This window comes from Acinetobacter pullicarnis (assembly GCF_006352475.1).
GTDB lineage: Bacteria > Pseudomonadota > Gammaproteobacteria > Pseudomonadales > Moraxellaceae > Acinetobacter > Acinetobacter pullicarnis.
In genome coordinates, this window is record NZ_VCMZ01000001.1 from 3,299,924 (window position 1) to 3,323,323 (window position 23,400).

20 protein-coding genes and 1 pseudogene are annotated in these 23,400 nt (G+C 42.4%); 9 read left to right on the top strand and 12 right to left on the bottom strand.

What is annotated here, in order from left to right; all coding sequences use genetic code 11:
* Positions 1-26 precede the first annotated feature (26 nt).
* Positions 27-602 (top strand): xanthine phosphoribosyltransferase, encoded by a 576-nt coding sequence (locus FD716_RS14685; protein WP_139853015.1) that lies wholly within the window; start codon positions 27-29, stop codon positions 600-602.
* A 101-nt stretch (positions 603-703) separates the two neighbouring features.
* Here FD716_RS14685 and FD716_RS14690 read toward each other — a convergent pair whose 3' ends face one another.
* Genes FD716_RS14690 through FD716_RS14700 form a run of 3 tightly spaced genes read right to left on the bottom strand, consistent with a single transcriptional unit; the run spans position 704 to position 2,438 of the window.
* The gene (locus tag FD716_RS14690; RefSeq protein ID WP_139853016.1) at positions 704-1,384 is read right to left on the bottom strand and encodes a DUF799 domain-containing protein; all 681 of its coding nucleotides are present in this window, start codon (positions 1,382-1,384) and stop codon (positions 704-706) included.
* On the bottom strand, positions 1,381-1,746 hold the full coding sequence (locus tag FD716_RS14695; RefSeq protein ID WP_139853017.1) for a DUF4810 domain-containing protein: 366 nt from the start codon (positions 1,744-1,746) through the stop codon (positions 1,381-1,383). The genes FD716_RS14690 and FD716_RS14695 overlap by 4 nt, the downstream gene beginning before the upstream one ends.
* Positions 1,747-1,763: 17 nt before the next feature.
* Positions 1,764-2,438, bottom strand: a complete 675-nt coding sequence (locus FD716_RS14700) for a CsgG/HfaB family protein (protein ID WP_139853018.1) — start codon at positions 2,436-2,438, stop codon at positions 1,764-1,766.
* A gap of 222 nt (positions 2,439-2,660) precedes the next feature.
* Here FD716_RS14700 and FD716_RS14705 point away from each other — a divergent pair.
* A pseudogene (locus FD716_RS14705) lies at positions 2,661-3,860 on the top strand (acetamidase/formamidase family protein); the annotation flags it as partial.
* 201 nt (positions 3,861-4,061) lie between these two features.
* Here the strand turns inward: FD716_RS14705 and FD716_RS14710 are convergent.
* Complete coding sequence (locus FD716_RS14710) at positions 4,062-4,541, bottom strand: OsmC family protein (protein WP_139853020.1); 480 nt, start codon at positions 4,539-4,541, stop codon at positions 4,062-4,064.
* Positions 4,542-4,668: 127 nt separating this feature from the next.
* The gene (gene wrbA, locus FD716_RS14715) at positions 4,669-5,265 is read right to left on the bottom strand and encodes an NAD(P)H:quinone oxidoreductase (RefSeq protein WP_139853021.1); all 597 of its coding nucleotides are present in this window, start codon (positions 5,263-5,265) and stop codon (positions 4,669-4,671) included.
* 113 nt (positions 5,266-5,378) lie between these two features.
* Between wrbA and FD716_RS14720 the strand changes: the two genes are divergently transcribed.
* The 7 genes from FD716_RS14720 to FD716_RS14750 all read left to right on the top strand — a co-directional run bounded on the left by FD716_RS14720 (position 5,379) and on the right by FD716_RS14750 (position 15,210).
* The gene (locus FD716_RS14720; protein WP_139853022.1) at positions 5,379-6,638 is read left to right on the top strand and encodes a YihY family inner membrane protein; all 1,260 of its coding nucleotides are present in this window, start codon (positions 5,379-5,381) and stop codon (positions 6,636-6,638) included.
* Positions 6,639-7,102: 464 nt separating this feature from the next.
* Complete coding sequence (locus FD716_RS14725; protein WP_139853023.1) at positions 7,103-7,924, top strand: SDR family NAD(P)-dependent oxidoreductase; 822 nt, start codon at positions 7,103-7,105, stop codon at positions 7,922-7,924.
* Positions 7,925-7,944: 20 nt separating this feature from the next.
* The gene (locus FD716_RS14730; protein WP_139853024.1) at positions 7,945-8,697 is read left to right on the top strand and encodes a carboxymuconolactone decarboxylase family protein; all 753 of its coding nucleotides are present in this window, start codon (positions 7,945-7,947) and stop codon (positions 8,695-8,697) included.
* An 89-nt stretch (positions 8,698-8,786) separates the two neighbouring features.
* Positions 8,787-10,139 carry an MFS transporter gene (locus tag FD716_RS14735; RefSeq protein ID WP_228714958.1) on the top strand — a complete coding sequence of 451 codons (1,353 nt, stop codon included), beginning with the start codon at positions 8,787-8,789 and terminating at the stop codon, positions 10,137-10,139.
* 70 nt (positions 10,140-10,209) lie between these two features.
* Positions 10,210-12,045 (top strand): DUF1302 domain-containing protein, encoded by a 1,836-nt coding sequence (locus FD716_RS14740; protein WP_139853025.1) that lies wholly within the window; start codon positions 10,210-10,212, stop codon positions 12,043-12,045.
* Positions 12,046-12,298: 253 nt separating this feature from the next.
* Positions 12,299-13,318 (top strand): AraC family transcriptional regulator, encoded by a 1,020-nt coding sequence (locus FD716_RS14745; RefSeq protein ID WP_139853026.1) that lies wholly within the window; start codon positions 12,299-12,301, stop codon positions 13,316-13,318.
* A gap of 263 nt (positions 13,319-13,581) precedes the next feature.
* A complete protein-coding gene (locus FD716_RS14750; protein ID WP_139853027.1) occupies positions 13,582-15,210 on the top strand; it encodes a long-chain fatty acid--CoA ligase in 1,629 nt (542 codons plus the stop codon).
* Between the two features lie 74 nt (positions 15,211-15,284).
* Here FD716_RS14750 and FD716_RS14755 read toward each other — a convergent pair whose 3' ends face one another.
* The 7 genes from FD716_RS14755 to clpX form a co-directional block, all read right to left on the bottom strand.
* Positions 15,285-16,697 carry an NAD(P)-binding domain-containing protein gene (locus FD716_RS14755; protein ID WP_139853028.1) on the bottom strand — a complete coding sequence of 471 codons (1,413 nt, stop codon included), beginning with the start codon at positions 16,695-16,697 and terminating at the stop codon, positions 15,285-15,287.
* 537 nt (positions 16,698-17,234) lie between these two features.
* Positions 17,235-17,513, bottom strand: a complete 279-nt coding sequence (locus FD716_RS14760; RefSeq protein ID WP_139853029.1) for a hypothetical protein — start codon at positions 17,511-17,513, stop codon at positions 17,235-17,237.
* 106 nt (positions 17,514-17,619) lie between these two features.
* The gene (locus FD716_RS14765; RefSeq protein ID WP_139853030.1) at positions 17,620-18,123 is read right to left on the bottom strand and encodes a DUF6586 family protein; all 504 of its coding nucleotides are present in this window, start codon (positions 18,121-18,123) and stop codon (positions 17,620-17,622) included.
* A 195-nt stretch (positions 18,124-18,318) separates the two neighbouring features.
* Entirely contained in the window at positions 18,319-18,561 is a 243-nt protein-coding gene (locus tag FD716_RS14770) for an RNA recognition motif domain-containing protein (protein WP_139853031.1), read from the bottom strand.
* A 78-nt stretch (positions 18,562-18,639) separates the two neighbouring features.
* A complete protein-coding gene (locus tag FD716_RS14775) occupies positions 18,640-20,634 on the bottom strand; it encodes an ATP-dependent helicase (RefSeq protein WP_139853032.1) in 1,995 nt (664 codons plus the stop codon).
* A 63-nt stretch (positions 20,635-20,697) separates the two neighbouring features.
* Positions 20,698-21,846, bottom strand: a complete 1,149-nt coding sequence (locus tag FD716_RS14780) for a glycerate kinase family protein (protein WP_139853033.1) — start codon at positions 21,844-21,846, stop codon at positions 20,698-20,700.
* A 206-nt stretch (positions 21,847-22,052) separates the two neighbouring features.
* A complete protein-coding gene (gene clpX, locus FD716_RS14785; protein WP_139853034.1) occupies positions 22,053-23,363 on the bottom strand; it encodes an ATP-dependent protease ATP-binding subunit ClpX in 1,311 nt (436 codons plus the stop codon).
* Positions 23,364-23,400: the final 37 nt, after the last annotated feature.

Below are 23,400 nucleotides of genomic sequence, written 5' to 3' on the forward strand. Positions count from 1 at the left end.
GCACCTGACCCTTGAGGATTCTAACCGTGCATGCACTCGAACAGAAAATCTTAGCAGAAGGTATCGTTCTCTCTGATCAAGTTCTTAAAGTCGACTCTTTCCTAAACCATCAAATTGATCCAGTGCTTATGCAGCTCATCGGTCAAGAGTTTGCGCGTCGTTTTAAAGATGCAGGCATTACCAAGATCATTACCATTGAAGCTTCAGGCATTGCACCCGCAGTGATGGCTGGACTAGAGCTAGGCGTACCAGTGATTTTCGCACGTAAATATCAATCGCTGACTCTAAAAGATGACTTATATCGTTCTAAAGTTTTTTCTTTTACCAAACAAACTGAAAGCACCATTGCGATTTCCAACAAACATATCAACTCAAATGATAAAGCATTAGTGATTGATGACTTTTTGGCCAATGGTCAAGCAGCACTTGGTCTGGCAGATCTGATTCATCAAGCCAATGCTGAAGTGGTGGGTATTGGTATCGTGATTGAAAAATCATTCCAACCTGGTCGTGATTTATTGCTAGAAAAAGGCTACCGCGTTGAATCTTTGGCACGGGTTAAATCTTTAGATACAGGCGTGGTTGAGTTTGTAAAAGAATAACCAATCAAATATTAGGACTTACATTTAATTTGAATGTAACCAAACAAAAGCCTCGATTGATTCGAGGCTTTTGTTTTTCTGATTTAGGCTGAGAAAGTCTGCTATTGATTACCCGCTGCCTGCTGTTGAAAATGTGGAGAACGTGGCCCGTATAACAACCCCGCACCCTGTGGATTAGGACTAAATAAGACCGCACTCACTGAATTCGCAATGGGATACGCATTGTCATTTAAGCTACTCGACACCTGCTGAACTACGGCACTAATCATCGCCCCCAGTAAACCACTGTTGCCATCATCACTTGATTGAGAGATTTTTTTCTCTCCAGACCAAAGTAATTCACCTGTTCTCAAATCAACCAGTTTTGCTTCAACTGCCACAGTTGCAACACTTTGAATAATTTGATACTTCGAACCATAATCTTTAATTCGAATATATAAGCCAGCATCTGCACCAAAAATTTCATGCAGTTTTTGTGGTGCAATGGATTGTGCGTCTGCCCCATTGGTTACCCCATTTTCACGGAACATATTATCGACCAAAGCCATTGGAAAAACATAATAGCCCGCCTCTGCCACAGGAACTGTGACTGTCGGCCAATAACTATAAGTGGCTTTGACATCAGGTGAGTCATTAATCGGTGGAAGCACCAAAATCGATTTTGGCATATGACTCCGATAAACCGATGAATCTCTTTCCGGTTTTACCATCGTCGATGCACAGCCCCCCAGCATCAGACTCGAAACAGCCAAAATTGCAATTAAACCCAGATTGATCTTCATTTGGCTTGCCCTGCTGACACGTTCATTTTTTTCAATAACCGATCCATCATGACTGTCGACTCAGGATAGACCTGACGCTCCAGTTGAAAGTATTCCGCGGCTTGGGCAGGTTGGTTTTCTTGAAAATACATCAAGCCCAGATGCGCATACAATCCCGGTGGCACTGCCAGATTTTTGCCTTTTGCTCGTTCAATTTCAGCCTCAAGCTTTAAAATCTGAGCAGCCGGAGATGCCTTTTCTGGCTGGCTATACATTAAATAGTTTTGCTGAGGATAAGATCCCCAGCTATAGAGCGATGAAGAAGGTGTTGTACAACCCACCAAAGCCAACGCCACACACAGGGCTGCTACAATATTTTTCATGGAAACATAATCTCCAATTATTGAGCAGACCAGCGCTTGCTTTGAATATCATTGACCAAATTATTGACGGCTTCACGCACAGCCAAGTCTAATACTTTGCCATTTAGCGTTGAATCATAAGAGGCCGTTGAACCAAAGCCCAATACTTCACGTGCGCTTAAGCTATATTCACCCGCACCTTGTACTGAATGCACCACTTCTGAGCTACGCACATCGACCACATTCAAATTCACTTTGGCATATGCCACTTGTTGTTTGCCGCGGCCTAAAATACCGAATAACTGATGATCTCCAACTTCCTTGCGACCAAATTCTGAAACATCACCAGTAATCACATAACGCGCCCCCTTAATCGCTTGGGTGGTTTTGGTATAACCCGCTTCTTGTTGTAACTCAGACAAATTATCTCGGTTCAGTACAGAGAAATATCCTGTTTGCTGCAAATGCGTTTCTAAAATGGTTTTGGCTTGACCACCTAAACGATCAACATTGTCTGAAAAAATACCGCGCATATAGCTCGAACGGTTATCAAATTTACCAATCGAAACTGGGGTTTTCGGACCTTGATATTGAACCGCTGAGGTTGCTGCAACCACTTGCGGACTCTGAATTGTTTTTGAAGTTTCTGTCGTAGAACAAGCACTTAAAGAAAAAGCAGCCACCGCACAAAGTAAAGCAGAAGAGTAGTTCATAATATTCCTAGTTGTTTTTAATCAGATACAAAAGCTGTTTATTAATGTTCAAAGCAACAACGCAAGCACTTTGATCCGAAAAATGAAGATTCACTTTATTGACCATGTATTATAGGAGCAAGCAACGATAACCACCAATAAAATCAGGAATGAATAAGAATAAAATTGGCATATATTTTGCTCAATTTGAGCTTTAAAAGTTTTGATCTGACAGGATAGAGCATGATAAAAAAAATAGCGTACACCCTCACTCTACTAACCACTAGCCTGACCATGGCATCTGCAGAGCCATTTCAAATCCTCAAACAAATCAAAGACCAACCTGGTCAACTACATGAAGGTCCCTATAAAGACAATTATTATGTGCCCTCTACCCTAGACACCATTCAATGGGGTTATTTACCCAATCGAGATGCCAAACATCTACTGACCGTTCCCTCAGGAAGTTATGTGACTTTTGATACCATTTCGCATGAAGGTCTACTCGAAGATCAGGGTCGTAATGCAGCGCAATATTTTAAATCCAAGGGCGTGCCTGAAGAACAGGTTTTAGCAGAAGCTCAATTGATCACACAATCTGAACTTAAGCATGATTTCGAAAAAGATGGTCCACACATCGTCACAGGGCCGGTTGCCATTCAAGATGCTATGCCGGGAGATGTGCTTAAAGTTGAGATTTTAAAAATTGAACCTCGGGTGCCTTATGGCGTAATTTCAAATCGACATGGCAAAGGTGCACTTCCAAATGAATTCCCGAAAACGCCTGCCAGTAAACAACCTAGCCCTCAACAACCTGAATCCTATGGCAATGTCTCGGTATTTACCCCAATTGAAAAAAATAGCAAAGGCCAATATGAAGGCGTCATTCAAACCGCATCAGGCAACGCAATCCGTTTTCCACTGAAACCATTTATGGGCATCATGGGCGTGGCGGATGACACTTCAAAGCCAGTCCATTCCGTACCACCTGCACATTTTGGTGGCAATATTGACATCAATGAACTCGGCACAGGTGCCACCGTTTATTTTCCAGTCTTGGTGCCCGGTGCACTGTTTTATACCGGAGATAGCCATTTTGTTCAGGGCAATGGCGAGGTCGCTTTAACTGCACTCGAAGGCTCTGCACGCGCTACCTTTAAATTCACCTTATTAAAAGCAGGCAAAGACAAAGTCCCCAGTCAGACCCTAACGCAACCACTTGGAGAAACATCACAGTTTTGGATTACCCCCGGACTTGATCCTGATCTCGATGAAGCCATGAAAAAGTCAACACGAGAAGCCATTCGTTTTTTAAATGCAGAATACGGTATTGATGAAGCATTGGCATACGCCTACCTAAGTGCTGCCACCGACTTTGAGGTTTCACAAGTGGTTGATAAAACTAAGGGGATTCATGCCAAAATCCGAAAAGCTGATTTTAAAGAATTTACTCCACGCATGCCAAAACCTGCCGCTGCAAGCTTGTCAGCACCGTCATCAACGCGACCAACCACGTCAACACCTCAAAAAGCAGATACTCAGCCACAAATTATCCCACTTGCACCGTCTGAGCATACGCCTTAAAACGCAAGCTTAAACGTTAGCGCTGTGATCACATCGCCTCAAACCATATGATCACAGCTTTTATTTTGCTGCTGTCACGCTAAAGCTTGCTTCACAAATAATCGGAAAATTAACGGAGTTGGCAATCATACATTCATGATGTGCTTTTTCATGTAAAGCTGCTGCCAAGGGCTGATCACTTTCAGCACTCAACTCGACGTGCGGTCTTAAAATAATTTGAGTGATATGGCCTCTTTTTTTGGGGTCAACATCCTCCATATATCCAATCGCTTGATCAACATAACTCAGTACAATGATTTTATTGACTGCACATAAATGTAAATACCAAAGCTTATGACAGGCTGAAGCTGCGGCCACCATCAAATCCTCTGGACTCCAACGTGAGACGTCCCCCAAATAAGCGGGGTCAGCAGACCCGAGAATCTCGGTTTTATTGGGATGCTGAACTGTAAAATCACGTTTATACGCCTGATAAGACGAAGTTCCAGAACCCCGATTCCCTTCCCATTGCACCTTGAGTGAGTATTGATGTAGAGCCATGTCGATATTCCCTGTAATGTATTTAATTCAACGATGTAAATCATACGATGCGCTGTATACATTCAACGCATCGTTATAAAATATGGTGAATCTTAAATAACCACATCAGCATTCAAAACGCTCTTTCTTAAACGGACTTTAGCTTCAATGCTATGTCTGCTAAGCGCTTGCCTTGTGCTTCACACAATAGTTTTTCATCTGGACTAAGCATTTGTTCATGACGTGGGCCACTGACATGACTTGCACCATAAGGGGTTCCACCAGTTTTGGTGTTAGACAATGCCGCGTGTTGATTACTTAGCCCCATGATCATCATGCCATGATGAAACAAAGGTGGCAGCATACTCAACAAGGTACTTTCTTGCCCACCATGCATTGAACCAGAAGCAGTAAATACGCAGGCTGGCTTATCATGCAAAGCGCCATTTAGCCAAAGGCTAGTGGTTTGATCCCAAAAATATTTCATCTCACTGGCCATATTGCCAAAGCGTGTTGGAGACCCAAGCGCCAGCCCTGCACAATTGGCTAAGTCTTCTAAACTACAGTACAGGTCTCCTTCTTCCGGAATGCTTGCTGCTGCTTCTTTGACCACAGTGGTGATGTTGGGCACGGTGCGTATTTTCACCGCCATGCCTGTTGACTCCACGCCACTTGCAATCAATTCTGCCATTTGTTTGACTGAACCATATTTGCTGTAATACAAAACTAAAATGTAAGCTGCCATATTTTTGATAGACTAAGTGGAAAAGTTCACTATACGATAGTTTTCTTCTTTTTTGATTTAAGCTAACTTTTGAAAGTGTAAGAATTTGAATAAAGAATCGAGATGAAATTTGCATGCTAGAAAAATACTTAAGAAAACTTCCGTTTTATGACAAAACATGGTTTCAATTTATTTTATTTGTATTGAAGCGCTTTGAAACGGACCGTTGTCGTGAGCAAGCCAGTTCACTCACCTATACCACGCTATTTGCTGTGGTGCCGATGCTGACCGTTTTTCTGGTGATTATCTCCTCGATTAAAGCACTAGAGCCGGCACGCCAACAATTACAACAACTGATTTATAGTAACTTTCTCCCTAAAACCACAATTGCATTCGATAAGGCGCTCAATGCCTTTACGTCAAAATCCAGTAACCTCACGGTGATTGGTATTTTATTTCTCTTTGTGACCACCGTGCTCATGCTGACCAGTATCGAAACCGCATTCAATCGGATTTGGCGCGTCCGTGAAACCCGCGGTGGCCTTATTGGCTTTATGCGCTATTGGACCATTATTTCACTTGGTCCGATTTTACTGGGTAGTGCCTTTGCCATTTCATCAGCCGTCGCATCAATGAATATCATTAATAGTAATTTTGGTGGCTATTTCGGTGGTTATGAAGTGGATGGTGCCTTTCTATTTGGCGCAATCTCATTTTTATTGACGATTTTAGGCTTCTTTATTTTGTACTGGACCATTCCCAATCGAAGTGTCCCAGCCAAAGCAGCACTAATTGCTGGTTTATTTAGTGCCACTATTTTTGACTTACTTAAAAATCTATTCGGCTATGTGATGTCGAACTTCACCAGCTATGAAATTATTTATGGTGCCTTTGCTGCCGTTCCAATTTTTCTACTGTGGATTTACTTGTCATGGAATATTATCTTACTCGGTGTCGAAATTAGCTATGCACTGACCGCCTTTAGCTCGGGCAAAGATAAAACCCGTCATCCAGTGATTGTGCTCCTCGATTTACTGCAACTGTTTTATCGCAAACAGAAGAATGGTGAAAGCGTATCCGACCTTGAAACCCTTGAAGTCCTTGGTCGTGAAGAGGTTGGTCGCTGGCCGCATTATGCTGAAATATTGCAAAAGCAAAACTTTATTAAATGTACCGATGACAATAAATTTGTCTTGGTGCGTAATTTGTCTGAAGTTGATTTCTGGACTTTTTACAAATCATTGCCTTATCCACTACCACGCCGTGAAGATGTCGCCAATGTTCACAGTGATGACTTCTGGATGCAAAAAATCGGTCCTGCCCTCATCGACAGTGATGACTATTTAGCCGCAAAATTAGCAGTGCCGTTATCGACTATTTTTGAAGAAAAGTAATCTCGTACACTTGCCATAAACACCAAGCCTTGGATGATCCAAGGCTTTTTTACATATATGTGTTTTAGATCCAAATTGAGTTAAATAGCGTTCACAAGCCCCTCCTCCCCGCTGTACTTGCAATACATCTCATTGTCAAAAAATTAACAAGGAAGAGTGACTAAATGACAGTTTTCTGTGACTAGAAGACAAAAATATACCGAGATGAGCGAGTACTTTGTTTAAAGCGCCAACGGAAGGCGCCCAAAACAACGTATGAATGCGGAGAAAACAGATGCATTTTTTCAGCTGCGCACCTTTGAGTAAACCCACTAAAAAATCTGCCATGACTGGCAATACGCCAACTCAGCATCAATTGGAGCAATCCGATTTTACGCTGTTTCGTCATGCATAAATAAAAATAGCATCGCAAGGTTGATTGCAAAACAATGCTTTGCCCCTTCAAAAACAATGGAAGATAAGATATGGATTTTCATGGAAAAATTGTATTAGTAACCGGTGTTGGACCTGGACTGGGTAAAGCATGCGCTGAAGCCTTTGCCAAAGCCCGAGCAAAACTGGTGATTTGCGATATCAATTTAGACAATTTAGCTGAAGCTGAAAAAGTTGTAGCACAGCATGGTGCTGAGTGTCTGGCCGTACAATGCGATGTTTCCTCAAGTGCACAAGTCAGTGCGATGTTTGAGCAATTGATTCAACGCTATGGCAGGTTAGATGTGTTGGTCAACAATGCCGCCATCACCCCAACCACACCACTTGATATGCAACGCCGCACCACTTTATATGACTACAATGCCCTTCCAGAACCTCGCCGTTCATTGGCTTTTACCAGTGAGATAACCGATGCAGAATGGGAACGTTTCTGGGGTGTCAATGTACATGGCGTGTTCTATTGCACCCGTGAAGCCTTAAAACTCATGCAAAAACAACAATCAGGCCGCATCGTCAATATCAGTTCGATTGCAGGTATGTCCAGTAAAAGTGCACATAGTCCAGCCTACTCGGCAACCAAAGGTGCAGTGATTGCATTTACCAAATCCGTTGCCTATGAAGTTGCTGGCGCCAATATCTTTGTCAATGCCATGGCACCAGGTGGCGTTGCTACCCCTCAATTTAATGCCTATCTCGACCATGTCGGTGAAGAGTCCTGTAATCGACTTTGGCAAAGTGTGCCTGCAGGTCGCTTTGGTACGCTTGAAGAATATGCAGGCACCGTTCTGTACTTAAGCGGTGAGCACTATTTAGTGGGCCAAGTGATTAGCCCCAATGGCGGCATTAGCATTTAAATTTTCAAGGACAGGTACAAGTGGAAAACACACCGAACTACAATGCATTACGCGCAGCAGGACTACTCGATGCATCCTTTGATGCTATGGCCAAATGGGCACCGACCTGGACTGAAACCTTCATGACATTGGTGCAAGACAGCCAATTAAATAATGTGCTTGAACCAAAGTTAATTGCCCTGATTCGTTTATGTATCGATGTGACTGCAACCCATTTGCATGCCGTCGGCACACAACGCCATATCCGTGATGCATTAAGAATTGGGGCGAGTCGTGATGAAATTTTAGAGGTGTTTAAACTCGCAAGCGTCATCGGCATCCATGCCTGTGCGCTTGGCGTTCCAATTTTAGAAGACGAGTTGGCTGCTGCTGGCGTACTTGAGCAAGAAACCGCACCAAATCATCTCAATACACAGATCGAGACACCGGTATGTGACGAAATGCGCGCGCAAGGTAACTTTAATCCACTTTGGGAAACACTCTATCGTTGGGACCCGAGCTATTTAGAAAATTTCCTTAGCATGGCAACCGCGACATGGAAAAATGGAATTTTACCTACGCTTTGGATCGAATTGCTATGTATTGCAGGCGATGCCAGCATCACCCACATGTGGGCACATGGTACACGGCGACATATCCAGGCTGCACTGGCATTGGGTGCCAGCCGTGAGCAAATTTTAGAAGTCTTGAAAATTGTGAGCTTACAAGGTATCGAAGCATGCGAACTGGGCGTTCCAATGCTTGAACAAGCCTTAGATGAATCCGCTGAGTAACAACTCAGCCAATCTCTAAACCGATCCAAAGCACCTTCAAGTCATCATGACGATAGGGAAATTTAAAGCACAAACATGAGGAGATTCATGTGAGTTTAGATCCAGAACGCATATCTGCTGAGCAACATCCGATTACCGCTGAGGAGCAAGATCAGACCTTTCAAAAAGTGATGTTCAGAATCGTGCCTTTTATATTCTTTGCGTATCTGCTGAATATCGTTGACCGAATCAATATCTCTTTTGCAAAACTCCGCATGTCAGAAGATCTTTTATTAAGTGATGCCGCTTATGGCATCGGGACATCCTTGTTTTTTATTGGATACTTAATCTTTGAAATCCCGAGCAACATGTATTTAAAAAGGGTCGGAACCCGTGCCACACTCACCCGGATTATGCTGCTGTGGGGTGTGCTCACCATATTGATGAGTACCGTTGAAAGCACCACCAGTTTTTATGTTTTTCGTTTTTTAATCGGTGTGGCTGAAGCAGGCTTTGTTCCTGGGGTAATTTTATATCTCAGTTATTGGTTTCCAAGTTTTTTACGTGGTCGTGTGACCTCTATTTTCCTTATGGCAGGATTGATTGCAGGCATTATCAATGGTCCTTTAGCCACGTGGATTATGACTACTTTTGATGGTTGGATGGGCCTCAAAGATTGGCAAGTCCTTTTCGTCATCGAAGGTATTCCAGCGGTGCTCTTGGGCATATTCACTTGGTTTTGGCTGGTCGATCAACCTGCGCAAGCCAAATGGCTCACAGAACGTGAAAAACACATTGTTCTAAACAGCTTACAGCAAGAAAATGCCACTGCTAAAGCTCAGAAAAGTGCCAGTGCTTTTAAACAAGTGTTCTTAGACCCGCGCATTCATTTGATGGGGGTGGTGTTCCTGTGCATTTACTCTGCCACCAATACCATTACCTATTGGCTGCCGACCTTGATTCAAGAATTTGGGGTCAAAAATATTCAACACATCGGTTTGATTTCAAGTCTGCCATTTATTTGTGCCTTGATTTCCATGTATTTACTTTGCCGTAGTTCAGATAAACATCTGGAACGCCGCTGGCATTTGGCCTTAACCATGGGTATTGGTGCCTTAAGTTTTATCTTGCTCGGATTTGCACAGCATGACTTAGTTCTTTCAGTATTGTTATTAACCATCGGTGGTGGTGCATGTTTCTCTGCTGCAACGATTTTTTGGACCATTCCCCCCGCCTATTTATCACTGACAGCCGCAGCCTTAGGCATTGCATGGATTAATGTCATGGGCAGCCTTTCAGCCGCAATTAGTCCTGCGCTGGTCGGTGCGATTAAAACCCAAACCGGCAGTATCTATCTCGCCTTCGCGGTCATTGGACTATTACTGATCATCGGTGCAATCACCATCTTGGTTGCGATGCCTGCCCGATTGCTCAACGAACAGAAAGCCATTCAAAAATCTTAATCTACAAATCCCCAAGCGCCTCCTGATCTCAGGAGGTAATCAAAATAAATCATATCTATACGGAGATGATATGGTGAATAAATACGCACGCGTGTACAAAGCTGAAAACAATAACTTTTTCATTCAAATCGTCGGTACTTTAGGCTGTTTGGTATTATCTACTACAAGCTTTGCTGCCAGCAGTTTTGATTTGAATCAAGACTGGACGCTTGAAACCAATACCAGTTTAAGTTTTGGGGCGAGTTGGAGCATGCAAGACCCTGCTGAATCGTTACTGTTTAAGCCCGATGCAGCGGCCATTGGTAAAGTCGGGAGCAGCCTCGATGTTAATGGCGATGATGGTCGTATGAACTTCAGTAAACACGATAATATTTCTCAAATTGTCAAAGGCTTAACTGAATTTAAGTTAAATGGTAAAAAGCAAGGTGCGGTCCTTAGTACCAAGTATTGGTATGACCATGCCTACGAAACTGGCAATGGTGAGTTTAAAACCTTTGATGATTCCGACTGGCCGCGGCTGGCCAAATTTAAGGGAATCGATCTTTGGGATGCCTATATTTGGAAAAATTTTGATCTGCCAAATGGTCAGTCCTTCAATGCCAAGCTCGGTAAACACAGCTTAAATTGGGGCAAATCTCAATTTATGCAAAATGGTCTCAACGCTGTAAGCGCATTTGATCTTGCTGCAATGAATCGTCCAGGTGGAGAGGCAAAGGAACGAATTATTCCAGTTGAAATGTTCTCTTTTAATGCGGGCATTAATGAAAACCTCAGTATCGAAGGGTTTTATCAGTTCAAGTTTAGACCGTCAGTGGTCGATGGCTGTGGAACTTTTTTTGCGATTACCGATTTGGTGCCAGAAGGCTGTGGTCCAATGGTTCAGGCTGGTGTTGGCGACAAAACCTCAGATTCAGCAATGAAAGCACACAGTTATATTCCTCGTGTGGATACTCGTCTGGCCAAAGACAGTGGTCAATATGGGCTTGCACTCAAACAAATTCTCCCCAGCTTAAATAATGCCGAACTTGGGATTTATTATGCAAATTATCACAACCGATATGCCAACTTTGATGCCACAACCGTGACTGCACTGGGCCCTGCCAACTACAATACAGGGAACTATTATGCGGTCTATGTTGAAAACATTAAGATGTATGGGCTGAGCTTAAGCGTTAAAAAAGGCAGCACCACATTTTTTAGTGAATTAACCCACAAGCCCAATCAACCGATGCAAGTCAACGGCTCGGATATTGTTTTTTATCAAGTATTGTTTCCAGATACCCCTTTTGCTCCTCCAGGAGAAACGCTTGGATTTGGTGAACTTGCCACCGGTTATAAACGCCTACCATTCACCCAATTCTCAATTGGAGCAAGCGATAGCATTTCCAATATTCTCGGTGCAACGTCTCTATTATGGTCGGGTGAATTTGCGGTAAATCACATTGCCAATATTGGCGATCAACGTTATGGGCGTAGCAGTGCCTTTGGTCGAAGTGAACTAACCACCGGGGCTTATAATCCAGAAACGGGTGCATTTAAATGTACGGCTTATGGTGCAGGCAACCTGACCAATGAACAAGTTGACCGTATGAATGAAAAATACTGTAATTCGAAAGATGGATTCTTCAGTGCATGGTCTTTCGGTTATCGTTTGCGTGGTGCTCTCAGCTACGATGATGTGTTTGCAGGCACAGTGATTACCCCTAGTCTCACCTTCCGTCATGATATTCATGGCTATGGGCCAAATTTCCAACAGGGACAAATGGCATTAGGTGCAGCCTTGTCTGCAACCTATAACAAAAAATATACCACTGAGTTCACCTACTATAACTATTTTGGTTCAAATGAATTCAGTGTGATAGATGATCGTGACTTTGCTTCTTTGGCATTTAAAGTTAATTTTTAATCCAGCTCAAGGTAAAAAATATATAGCATAAAGCAGTAACATTCATGTTTTATGCTATATAAGCTATATCAATAGTCTAGAGATCATACGGTACGCATAATAGAGCATCATGCTCCGATCACGCTGCGATACGTCAACACAGTAATACTGCCAGCATGCACATATCTAAAAGGACTTAAAATCGAGATAGCACGATTACAGCAAACTTGTATCCCCCTATCCCAGATACCTCATCATCGTAAAAGGAATTGAGATGAAGCATCACAATTTAGCAATCCAAGAAAAATCAATCCCGATTGGGGTGCTGTCCTTTCTCAAAAAATTTCTAGAAGAACAAGGGTTTGATCCTTGGATTTTATTCAGTCAGTTTGGCATTCGTCAGGAAGATTTAGAACATACCCTCATGCCAATGTCCTTTAAGGTACATGGCGAGCTGTATGAAGCCGCCCAGCGCTTAACCGGCTGTGATCATCTCGGCTTATTGGTTGGGAAAAATGCCTCCCTCACCAACATTGGTCCACTGCGTTTTTTAGTACTTAATGCAGCAACGCTGCGTGATGCAATGCAAAGTCTCTTTCAGTACAGTGCCTTATGGTACCGAGGTATGCACCTGATTTTAAATGAAGATCAGGGTTATGCAGGGATTCGTATCTCAATCGAAGCGAATATTCCGAGTAAAGAACAATTTCAAACCGCTTATTTGGTTGCCATGGTCACCATTATGGAACTGATCATGGGCAAATCTTGGCGACCGACCTTGGTCCGGATTTCCTATCCCAAACCAGCCTCAGCCCACCTCTATGAATCTTTTTTTCGTTGCCCCGTTTGGTTCGGGCAATCCCAATGCGAAATGTTATTTCCTCAAGCACAATTGGATCAGATCCGCAGCGGACACGACAATCAATTAGACCATTTTCTCCGCGGGCATTTGGCTGAATTACAACCCAATAAAAGCATCGATCTAAAAGCCCAAGTCTGTAAGATCATTGAAGAACTCTTGCCACATGGCATGTGTAATATTGAACGTGTGGCTGAAAGTTTTTCAATTCATCGCTTTACGCTTTATCGTTACTTAAATGAATATCAAACCAATTTTGAGTCCTTACTCGACCATACCCGAAAAAGTAAATCGATTAAACTCTTAGAAAACAAAAAAAATTTGATCATCGATGTCGCCAATCAATTGGGCTATGACGATCAAGCCAACTTTACCCGCGCATTTAAGCGTTGGTATGGCATTGCCCCTGGCCGTTGGCGTCGACAATTTATTTAAGTCAGTATTTGCGTGGATTTTGGGCGCGTTTTGTGAGCCTTTACGAAAATTTCACGTACCTCAACTGTCATTTAAACCAAATCTAATGCAAAAACATAAGTGCCGTAGCCACTTAGTGTCTTAATGACAAATACAAGTGACTAAAAGACAAACCTAAAAAAAACAAAACTTATAGCTTTAGCGTATAAAAATCGCAATGAATTTATCGCATCACTCAAAATTTAATTCAGGTTTTATTGTCATCGTACGTTAAGGATATTTCAATGAATGGAAACATGATGTTCCAGCCGCTTTTGATTAGCAATCTAATCCAACATGCTGAAACTTATCACGGAGATACATCTATTATCTCCAAAAATACCGATGGAAGCATAACCCAGAGCAATTGGGCTCAGGTTGCACAAAACGCAAAACGCTTTGCGAATGTTCTACAATCATTTGGCTTAACTTTGAGTGATCGTGTGGCCACCATTGCGTGGAATAACCATCGTCATCTAGAGTCTTGGTATGCAATTTCTGGTAGCGGTTTCATCTGTCACACCATTAATCCACGACTTTTTCCAGAACAACTGATTTACATTATTAATGATGCCGATGACAAAGTCCTGATTTTTGATAAAACCTTCGTCCCGATCATCAGCCAAATTAAAGCCTCCCTAACCAAGGTTGAGCATTTCATTTGTCTTGATGCTGATGATGCAATCGTCAGTGCAGCAATTCCTGATGTGAAATTTTATGATGCCTTAATTCAGGCACAATCAGTGAACTTTGCATGGCCAGAATTTGAAGAAAATACTGCCAGCTCATTGTGTTATACCTCTGGTACTACGGGTAATCCCAAAGGCGTACTGTACAGCCATCGCTCAACCGTATTACACAGTTATGCGATTAGTCTGCCAGATTCCTTTAATCTCTCTGCACACGACACCATCCTGCCAGTTGTACCAATGTTCCATGTCAATGCGTGGGGTACACCCTATGCCGCAGCAATGGTCGGATGTAGCTTGGTGTTGCCAGGTCCAATGCTTGATGGTGCCAGCTTAGTCCATTTGATTGATCAATATAAAGTCAGTATGGCCTTAGGTGTACCCACCATTTGGCAAGGCTTACTCAGTGCAGCACAGCAGTTAAACAGTCGCTTGGACAGTCTAGAACGCAATGTGGTTGGTGGTGCAGCTTGCCCACAATCGATGATGGAAGCCTTTAGAGATGTACATCAATGTGAAACCCTGCATGCGTGGGGCATGACCGAAACCAGTCCATTGGGTGTGGTTAACCAACTCAAAGCCAAGCATTATGACTTAGCTGAAGCCGAACAATTTAAGCTGCGCTTCGCACAAGGTCGTCCACCCTTTGGCATATCACTGCGCATCTGTGATAGTGAAAATGGCGTAAATGAAGTGCAACGCGATGGCAAAACCACCGGACATCTACAAATTCAAGGGCATTGGATCGTTAACACCTATTTTGGTGCGGATAAAACTGCGCTAACCAGCGATGCTTGGTTTGATACTGGTGATATTGCGACCTTGGATCAAGATGGTTATTTGAATATTGCAGACCGCGCCAAAGATTTAATTAAATCTGGAGGGGAATGGATTTCATCGGTTGAACTCGAAAATATTGCAATGAGTCACCCTGATGTTGAAGCTGCTGCAGTCATTGCCGCAATCCATCCGAAATGGGATGAACGACCAGTATTAATTGTAAAACAACGTACTGGCAGTCAACTTAAAGCGTCTGAAATTTTAGCGCATTACAACAATAAAATCGCAAAATGGCAAATCCCTGATCGTGCAATTTTTGTAGAAACGATGCCAATTGGCGGCACAGGTAAAATACTGAAAAAAGATTTACGTCAGCAGTTTGGCTCTATCCTCTTATCTGTTTAATTGAGCTTAATAACCAAAAACCGAGTGATCTACATCACTCGGTTGCATATAACATTCGATCGCTTTAGATCAAATTATCTGTATTCGCTCATTTTAGGCCGCTGTGATTTCAGTTGTGATCGCTTAACCTGCTGTGATTGTGTTGGCTTTGGCTGTTTTAAATAACCTTCCAATGAATCATCTAAAGCATCCAACCAAGGAGTATGGTGTTTTCTTGCCAACGTCCCCGTCATAACAGAGCGATGAACTTTATTTCTAAAATTCATAATATCTTCGCGTTTGTCATCCATCCACTGTATAAAAATCTGATTAACCGCATCGATATCAATGCTCGGATAGTCGGTTTGTTCAATCAGACCTTTAATGTATTCACCTTGAAACTCAACCAATTGCTCAGCGTGTGTCAGCGCTTGTGCTTGTGCATGCCAGTAAGCTGTATCTTGCTGCATTTTCGTCAGACTCGGTACAGATTTTTTGCCTAAAATAATATCGCGCACATACCATGCTTGTGCATCAAACATATTGAAGGTATACCACTGATCTTGCATACCAAGATAAAATAAACGTGGATTGTCTTCCCATACAACACCTTTATATAAACCTAAAGGATACAAACAGTTATCCGTTTTTAAAGTTAGGTTTTCAGGCATAAAGGGAAAATGATGCAAATAACCGGTGCATAAAATAATGGCATCCACTTCTGCAGATGTCCCATCTGCAAAATAAGCCCGTTGCTCATCGACCCGCAATAGCTGCTGTTTTTCACACCAGTTTTCCGGCCAATCAAAGCCCATCGGTTGGCTGCGATAGCAGCTATAGATCTGTTTGGCGCCGTATTTATAACATTGTGAACCAATGTCTTCTGCCGAATAACTACTCCCGACGATAAGCACAATTTTATCTTTAAATTCAACAGCATCACGAAAATCATGTGCATGTAAAATGCGGCCGTTAAAGCGGCTAAAACCTTGAAACTCGGGTACCCGAGGGGTTGAAAAATGCCCCGATGCGACGACAACATAATCAAATTGTTCCGCATAGCTATGATCAGTTTTGTAATCACTGGCATGCAAGGTAAACTGCTGTGTCGCCGCGTCATAGTCGACCTGTTTAACTGCGGTATTGAACCGCACTTGATCTCTCACTTCGGCTTTTTCGACACGGCCTTGAATATAATCCCACAGCACAGCACGTGGCGGGTAAGAGGCGATCGGTTGCTGAAAGTGTTCATCAAATGAATAATCAGCAAATTCTAGTGCTTCCTTTGGTCCATTAGACCAAAGATAGCGATACATACTTCCATGTACAGGTTCTCCATGTTGATCTACACCTGTGCGCCAAGTGTAATTCCATAATCCGCCCCAATCGTTTTGTTTTTCAAAACATACAATTTCTGGAACTTGCAGACCTTTGGCCTTTGCTGATTGGAAAGCTCTTAGTTGTGCCATACCACTTGGTCCAGCACCAATAATTGCAATTCTCGTCATGACTATCTCCATTAGTTTTGAGTTCTACAAACTTGCTCCTGTCGATCAAACATCCGCTCGTATTGCAAGGCTCAGCATTCTCCTGTTGTCGCTTAAGCGTAAAAATGAACCTAATTTTTAGAACAGATATGATCTTTAAATGAGGATGCTATAAATAAGCATGTGAATTTTATAAAGAATTTCTATTTAGATTATTCATTTCACTTTCTATCTCAGAAAGCTTAAATTCACAGCAAGGTCGCAACCATATCATGTAAATTGATAGTTTTATCTTGATCATCAATTTACATGATGATTTAGGCCATTCAGAATGTAAGAATTATTTACAAAAATGCATATTAGGAAGTTGAATTAAACCACCCTAAAACTTAATAAGAAAATATTAACAATAGCTTTGTAAATTAAGTTTTTATGTCGTTTTAAATTGTTATACAAAACAAAGGGAGTCGCTGCATTGCATACGCTCCCTAGATTAGTTTTGTTATTGAGCTCTTCGAAACACCAAGTTGAGTCGCTTCCAAACTGGAAGCTTTCTGATTAACTTAGATATTGTGGAGTTTCGTCGATGACTTCAGCGTGCAATTGATTACTTTGTTTTTCCATGAGCCCTAATAAAGCGGCTTGAATCATTTGCTGTGCAACCATCGGCGTTTGATCGCCAAGGATCGCCTTGATTTCATGATTAAACTGAATAGTCACCAAAGGGTCCGTTTCAGATCCAGCATTACGTAATGCCAGTTCACCGCCTTCTAATTGAACCAATTCAAGAATGACTTCCTGACTACCAAATAATTCTTTTAACTGTTCTATAGACATAAATCCTCCATGCTGAACATGGCACAAAAAACAGGATGTCATTTGTGATGCGTAAAAAGATATATCGGGACCACGTTAAAACATTTCAAGTCAAATAACAAACAAATTAGAACTCAACCATTTCATTGCGAAATCCATCAATGAGTTGGGTTAAATCTCGGTGCCATTCACGCAAGATTTTAAGGTCTGGCAACCATGCTTGCGGGGTTTGTGTCACTTTAATAATTAGATTGGAAGAGGTTTCTTGTTCAGGCTCATGGGTACTTGGCTCTGGCGCATACTGACACAGACGATAAGCACGCTTGAGTTCTGCAATAAAGCCATCTTTGGCCAGTTTTTGTAAGATGCTAACTTCAGGTGAAATCTGCCCTTTTGCAGCCATCAGTTCTTCAATTGATTTGAATGTTGGCGTTGGATCAGCTAAACGATAATAGCGTACTAGTTCTTGTAAAAATGCCAACATTGCACCATGTAAATGAAATACGGCAGCTTCACGAGCAGCCTGTGCTTGTTGAATGTGTTCAGTTGCTTCAGCTTGTTGGCAAGAAAGACGTGCGAAATATAACTTTTGATTGGTACGATCTGCGTGATAACGAGCAACACGTGACATAGTAAGCTTCCTGACTGAACAACCGCTGTGAATCTATTAGAGTAAATTCTATTGTCCGAAAATCAAAGTGCTTTTATCACGATCTTAAAAAAAAGAGCAACTGGAAACCTATACGGGTGCAGACGATTCAAAAAGGTGCAATTCAAGCTAAGAAAATGAATCAAAACAGTGCGTTGATTCATTTTCTAAGGCGACTTATTCCTCTGCAGCAGCTTTTACACGCATGCCAACACCACGAACTTTAAGCGTGTTTAAACCTTTAATTGCTTTAATCGCTTCACGCGGATTGGTCATTTCAACAAAGCCAAAACCTTTTGATTTTCCAGTTTCTTTGTCCATGACAATCGTGCACGATTCAACTTGCCCAAAAGGTGTAAACAGTGCCAAAAGCTCATCTTCAGGAACTGAGCGTTCTAAATTACGGATTAAAATTTTCATTTGACAACCTTCAATGGACAATTACAGCAAAAACACATCATATACTGTGTCGCGCTTGGTGGATATGCTCAGCTAAATTTAATTGAAATCTAAGCCATAATCGAGGTCAATTCCATCAAATTCATCTTCATTTCGACGTGGATAAGATGAGCGTCGTTGCGGCTGTTGATGGCTTTCTGTGCGACATAGACTCGATGGCAAATCATTGAAGAAATAGGTCTCAATAAAACGACCTTGTTCATCATATTTTTCTTGTGCCCATTGACTTAAATTTTGCTTGGTGATGATCAATTCATTTTGCGCACGTGTTAAAGCAACATATAAAACCCGACGTTCCTCTTCAACTTCAGCGAAATCACCTTGTGCTCGCGCATTCGGGTATTGCCCAGGCGTCAAGTTCGGTACATAACAAACTTTTTGTTCAGTTCCTTTGGCTGAGTGAATGGTAATCAAGGTCACCACATCTTGCTCCGACGCGCGTTCAATCTCACTAATTGAAACAGGATCAAGCACATACTCTTCTAAAAACTCACTCAGTTGACTATGTTTGGCTGCCAATTGCTTGACCAGATCAAAATCATTGAGTCGCTTAGACCAGTCTTTTTTGGCATAGTTCTCTGCCAGTTGTTCGGTTAAAGCTTCTATCGCCAAGGCAACACAGGCTGACACCTCATGACGTAACACCGCCATTTGTTTCATAATTAGAATGGTGTTGTCTGGTATGCGTCCAAACTTTTCCAGTTTTTCAGTAATCGGATCAATTTCTGGTGATTGCAACAATTGCACTGCCAACTTACTGGCACCGACATCACCAACACCTTGCCACAGGGTTAGAAAACGCATCCAAGCAATATCATCTAATGGATTGGCAATCACCCGCAGCAGACTGAGCAAATCTTTAACATGTGCGGTTTCTAATAGTTTCATCCCACCGATAAAACGATAAGGAATATTTGATTGAATGCACGCAGCCTCAACATGCCGCGCTGCGAAGGCAGAACGCACCAACACCATATGATCTTGCCATGCATCACCTAACTGGTGGCGACGTTTTAAGTCTTGTGCGACCCAAGCTGCTTCCTCAAATTCATTCGAAAAAACATGGATTTTCGGCACAACCCCATCTCCCCGATAGGCTTGCAAATGCTTGTCATATGTAATCGCACTTTGATCTAACAACCAATTGGATAAATCTAAAATCTCTTGGGTAGAACGATAGTTTTTTTCAAGTTTAAAGATCTGCGCATTGGGCACGCGTTCTTTAAAATGGTGAATATTTTCAAAGTCTGCACCACGGAATGCATAAATGGATTGTGCATCATCACCAACACAAAACAGACTAACCTGATCTTTTAAAGGTTCTAGTAAAGCCCACTGCAAGGGATTGGTATCTTGCATTTCATCGACCAACATATGTTTGCAAATCGATGCAACGTAATTGACCAACTCCGTCGATTTTACCAATGCCGTTGCAACAATTGCCAAAATATCGTCATAGTCTAAAAAGCTGCGTTCGCGTTTACGCTGCTCATAGTCCTGCATGACTTGTTTAATCGCCTCATGCTCATCTAAAAATTCTGGTAGTTGTTTTTCAAGGGCAAGACTGAGTTTCTGTCGCGTATTACGCGCAAAAGAGTACACATCACACAGTTGCTGCGGTTTCGGCAGCGTATTCGCATTTTTCTTGTCATCTTTACCGCGAATCAGTCGGAACATCATCAGTTGATCATCACGATCAATAATCGAAAACTGTTGCAGACCAAAAGCTTGTGGGATACGTCGTAATAAGAACATACAAAAAGTATGAAAAGTCGAAGCACGCAATCCTTTGGCCTCTGCACCCAATGCCAATTCAACACGGGCAACAATTTCACTGGCTGCGCGACGGGTAAAAGTCAGAATTTGTACTTGATTGGCAGGTACACCTTGTGCAATCAAATATGCAGCGCGAGCAACAATGGTCTTGGTTTTACCGCAGCCTGCTCCAGCCAACACCAAACTATGTTGAGAATCAGTGATTGCAGCTTGTTGTTGCTCGGGATTTAGCTCATCAATGAGGGTGCTTAAACTCATAACCATTCAGTAATATCAAGATTTGCATAGTTTAGCAGAGCTGCAACTGAAAAGCAGATTCAGTCAGCGACCTGCTGACTGTTTTAACAACCGTGCAATATTCTCACAAGTTCGCTGCATATTCTTTGGCCCATTTTGACAGGCCTGTTCCAAACGACAGCTTTGATCAACAATACCAAATATGGCAGTAAAACCCTGTTCATACAGCGCTTCAATTCCACTACCCACTCGCCCGACACAGGCAATCAGCGGTTTATTGTATTGCTTCGCCACCTGTGCCACCCCCAAAGGGGTTTTGCCCAGTAAAGTCTGTGCATCAATCGCGCCCTCGCCCGTAAACACATAGTCTGCGCTGGCAATCGCATCCTTTAACTGGCTCAGTTCAATCATCATTTCTACACCAGAACGAAGTGTTGCACCGGCAAAAACCATCAAGCCATAGGCCAATCCACCTGCTGCCCCTGCGCCTGCAACGTTATGCAGGTTGAGCTGTAACTGTTGCTGTACCACTTGGGCAAAATGACTTAAGTTCAAATCCAGCTGCAAAACCATCGCTGCATTGGCCCCTTTTTGTGGGCCAAAAATATACGATGCACCATTCACCCCAGTCAAAGGGTTATTTACATCACTGGCAATCACAATTTCCGTCTGCTTTAACCGCGGATCAAGCTGACTTAAGTCAATTTTTTCAACCAAAGTCAGTTGATTCGCCCTCAACCCGATAGTAACACCATGTTTATCTAGGAAAATAGCTCCCAATGCTTGTGCCATTCCCACACCGGCATCGTTGGTCACACTGCCTCCAACACCAACAATTATTTTTTTCACATCCAAGTCGAGTGCGGCTCGAATCATTTCCCCTGTACCATAACTACTGGTCAGCAAAGGATTTCTTTGTGCGGGTGCAAGTAGCTGTATACCATTTGCCTTGGCCATTTCAATTACAGCCGTCTGACCATCGTCTATCAGCGCAAAATAAGTCGATATCATCTGCTCTGGCAAAGGCCCCATTACTTCAAGTGCAATCTTTTGACCTTCACGTGCAGCCAGAATGGCATCTAATGTTCCCTCTCCGCCATCTGCCATTGGAATACTCACAAACCTTGCATCACTAAAAATCGTGGAGATTCCAGCTTGCATTGCCTGACACACCTCAATCGCAGTCATACTTTCTTTAAACGAATCTGGTGCCAATACAAAGATTTTTGTCATCGCCTGTTCCTGTCCAATATCGTAAAAATCACCTGAGTTAATGAAATTGGTGATGCAACAAGAGAAATTCATGAAACAGTTAAATGAAATTATCCAACCGCTACTCAAAAAACAAAGTAAATAAATAGCCAGCACTATGCCTGCCACATAAAAAAACGTGTAAAAAGATTAACTTTTTACACGTTTTATAAAGAACTTTAAGTCGCTTAAGCAGATTTGCTATCGAGTACTTTTAGATCCAATTTCTCTTCAACAACCTTTTCAGCTTTCACTTGTCGCGCCACTTGATATTCAGGCTTTGCATTTTCTGTGATTACTTTCTCATCAATGATCACCGTACCGACATCTGTACGACTTGGTAAGTCATACATGGTTTCGAGCAATACATTTTCAAGAATTGAACGTAAGCCACGTGCGCCAGTATTACGCTCTAATGCTTTTTGTGCAATCGCAAGTAAAGCATCATGTTTGAAGATCAGATCAACATCTTCCATCTCAAACAAATACTGATATTGACGAGTTAAAGCATTTTTTGGCTCTGTCAGAATCTGCATTAATGCTTCAGCATCAAGCTCTTCCAAAGTTGCAATCACTGGTAAACGACCAATGAACTCTGGAATTAAACCAAATTTAACCAAATCGTTGGCTTCAACTTGGCGGAATAACTCAGAGGCCTTTTTGGTATCATCTTTACTGCTGATATCTGCGGTAAAACCAATTCCACCTTTTTCTTGGCGTTGTTGCACCACTTTTTCCAGTCCGGCAAATGCACCACCACAAATAAATAAAATGTTAGCAGTATCAATCTGAATGAACTCTTGTTGTGGATGCTTACGACCGCCCTGAGGAGGAATTGAAGCCACGGTGCCTTCAATCATTTTCAATAAGGCTTGCTGTACACCTTCACCAGACACATCACGGGTAATCGACGGGTTTTCTGACTTACGTGTGATCTTGTCAATTTCGTCAATGTAGATAATGCCTTTCTGCGCTTTTTCCACATCGTAATCAGCTTTTTGCAAAAGCTTCTGTACGATGTTTTCGACGTCTTCACCTACATAACCCGCTTCGGTTAACGTGGTTGCATCCGCCATCGCAAAAGGCACATCCAATAGACGTGCAAGTGTCTGTGCCAACAATGTTTTACCTGAACCAGTCGGTCCAATCAGTAAGATATTACTTTTAGCAAGTTCAATTGCATCTTCATTCTTATGGGCTGACTGAGAAACTTTCAGACGCTTATAGTGGTTATATACCGCAACAGATAAGGTCTTTTTCGCAGTGTCTTGGCCAATAACGTATTGATCAAGCGCAGCACGAATTTCATGTGGCTTAGGCAGTGGACGTGTTGCCCAATCCCCTGAATCCACTTGTTGGCTGGTTTGCACGAGATCCAAGCATACATCCACACATTCGTTACAAATGTATGCATCTTCGCCTGCAATCAATTTGCCAACTTCAGTCTGCGTTTTACCACAAAATGAACAATGCTTTTGTCCTTGAGATTGATCGGACATTTTCACTCCAAGTTCTAAATCTTTACTTTTAATCTGT

Excerpts from the sequence above, each read along its gene's own strand:
- FD716_RS14760 (WP_139853029.1), bottom strand. The coding sequence starts at position 17,513 with ATGTCTATAGAACAGTTAAAAGAATTATTTGGTAGTCAGGAAGTCATT.
- FD716_RS14695 (WP_139853017.1), bottom strand. The coding sequence starts at position 1,746 with ATGAAAAATATTGTAGCAGCCCTGTGTGTGGCGTTGGCTTTGGTGGGT.
- FD716_RS14745 (WP_139853026.1), top strand. The coding sequence starts at position 12,299 with ATGAAGCATCACAATTTAGCAATCCAAGAAAAATCAATCCCGATTGGG.
- clpX (WP_139853034.1), bottom strand. The coding sequence starts at position 23,363 with ATGTCCGATCAATCTCAAGGACAAAAGCATTGTTCATTTTGTGGTAAA.
- FD716_RS14710 (WP_139853020.1), bottom strand. The coding sequence starts at position 4,541 with ATGGCTCTACATCAATACTCACTCAAGGTGCAATGGGAAGGGAATCGG.
- FD716_RS14725 (WP_139853023.1), top strand. The coding sequence starts at position 7,103 with ATGGATTTTCATGGAAAAATTGTATTAGTAACCGGTGTTGGACCTGGA.
- FD716_RS14765 (WP_139853030.1), bottom strand. The coding sequence starts at position 18,123 with ATGTCACGTGTTGCTCGTTATCACGCAGATCGTACCAATCAAAAGTTA.
- FD716_RS14770 (WP_139853031.1), bottom strand. The coding sequence starts at position 18,561 with ATGAAAATTTTAATCCGTAATTTAGAACGCTCAGTTCCTGAAGATGAG.
- FD716_RS14750 (WP_139853027.1), top strand. The coding sequence starts at position 13,582 with ATGAATGGAAACATGATGTTCCAGCCGCTTTTGATTAGCAATCTAATC.
- wrbA (WP_139853021.1), bottom strand. The coding sequence starts at position 5,265 with ATGGCAGCTTACATTTTAGTTTTGTATTACAGCAAATATGGTTCAGTC.
- FD716_RS14740 (WP_139853025.1), top strand. The coding sequence starts at position 10,210 with ATGGTGAATAAATACGCACGCGTGTACAAAGCTGAAAACAATAACTTT.
- FD716_RS14720 (WP_139853022.1), top strand. The coding sequence starts at position 5,379 with ATGCTAGAAAAATACTTAAGAAAACTTCCGTTTTATGACAAAACATGG.
- FD716_RS14775 (WP_139853032.1), bottom strand. The coding sequence starts at position 20,634 with ATGAGTTTAAGCACCCTCATTGATGAGCTAAATCCCGAGCAACAACAA.
- FD716_RS14700 (WP_139853018.1), bottom strand. The coding sequence starts at position 2,438 with ATGAACTACTCTTCTGCTTTACTTTGTGCGGTGGCTGCTTTTTCTTTA.
- FD716_RS14755 (WP_139853028.1), bottom strand. The coding sequence starts at position 16,697 with ATGACGAGAATTGCAATTATTGGTGCTGGACCAAGTGGTATGGCACAA.
- FD716_RS14690 (WP_139853016.1), bottom strand. The coding sequence starts at position 1,384 with ATGAAGATCAATCTGGGTTTAATTGCAATTTTGGCTGTTTCGAGTCTG.
- FD716_RS14780 (WP_139853033.1), bottom strand. The coding sequence starts at position 21,846 with ATGACAAAAATCTTTGTATTGGCACCAGATTCGTTTAAAGAAAGTATG.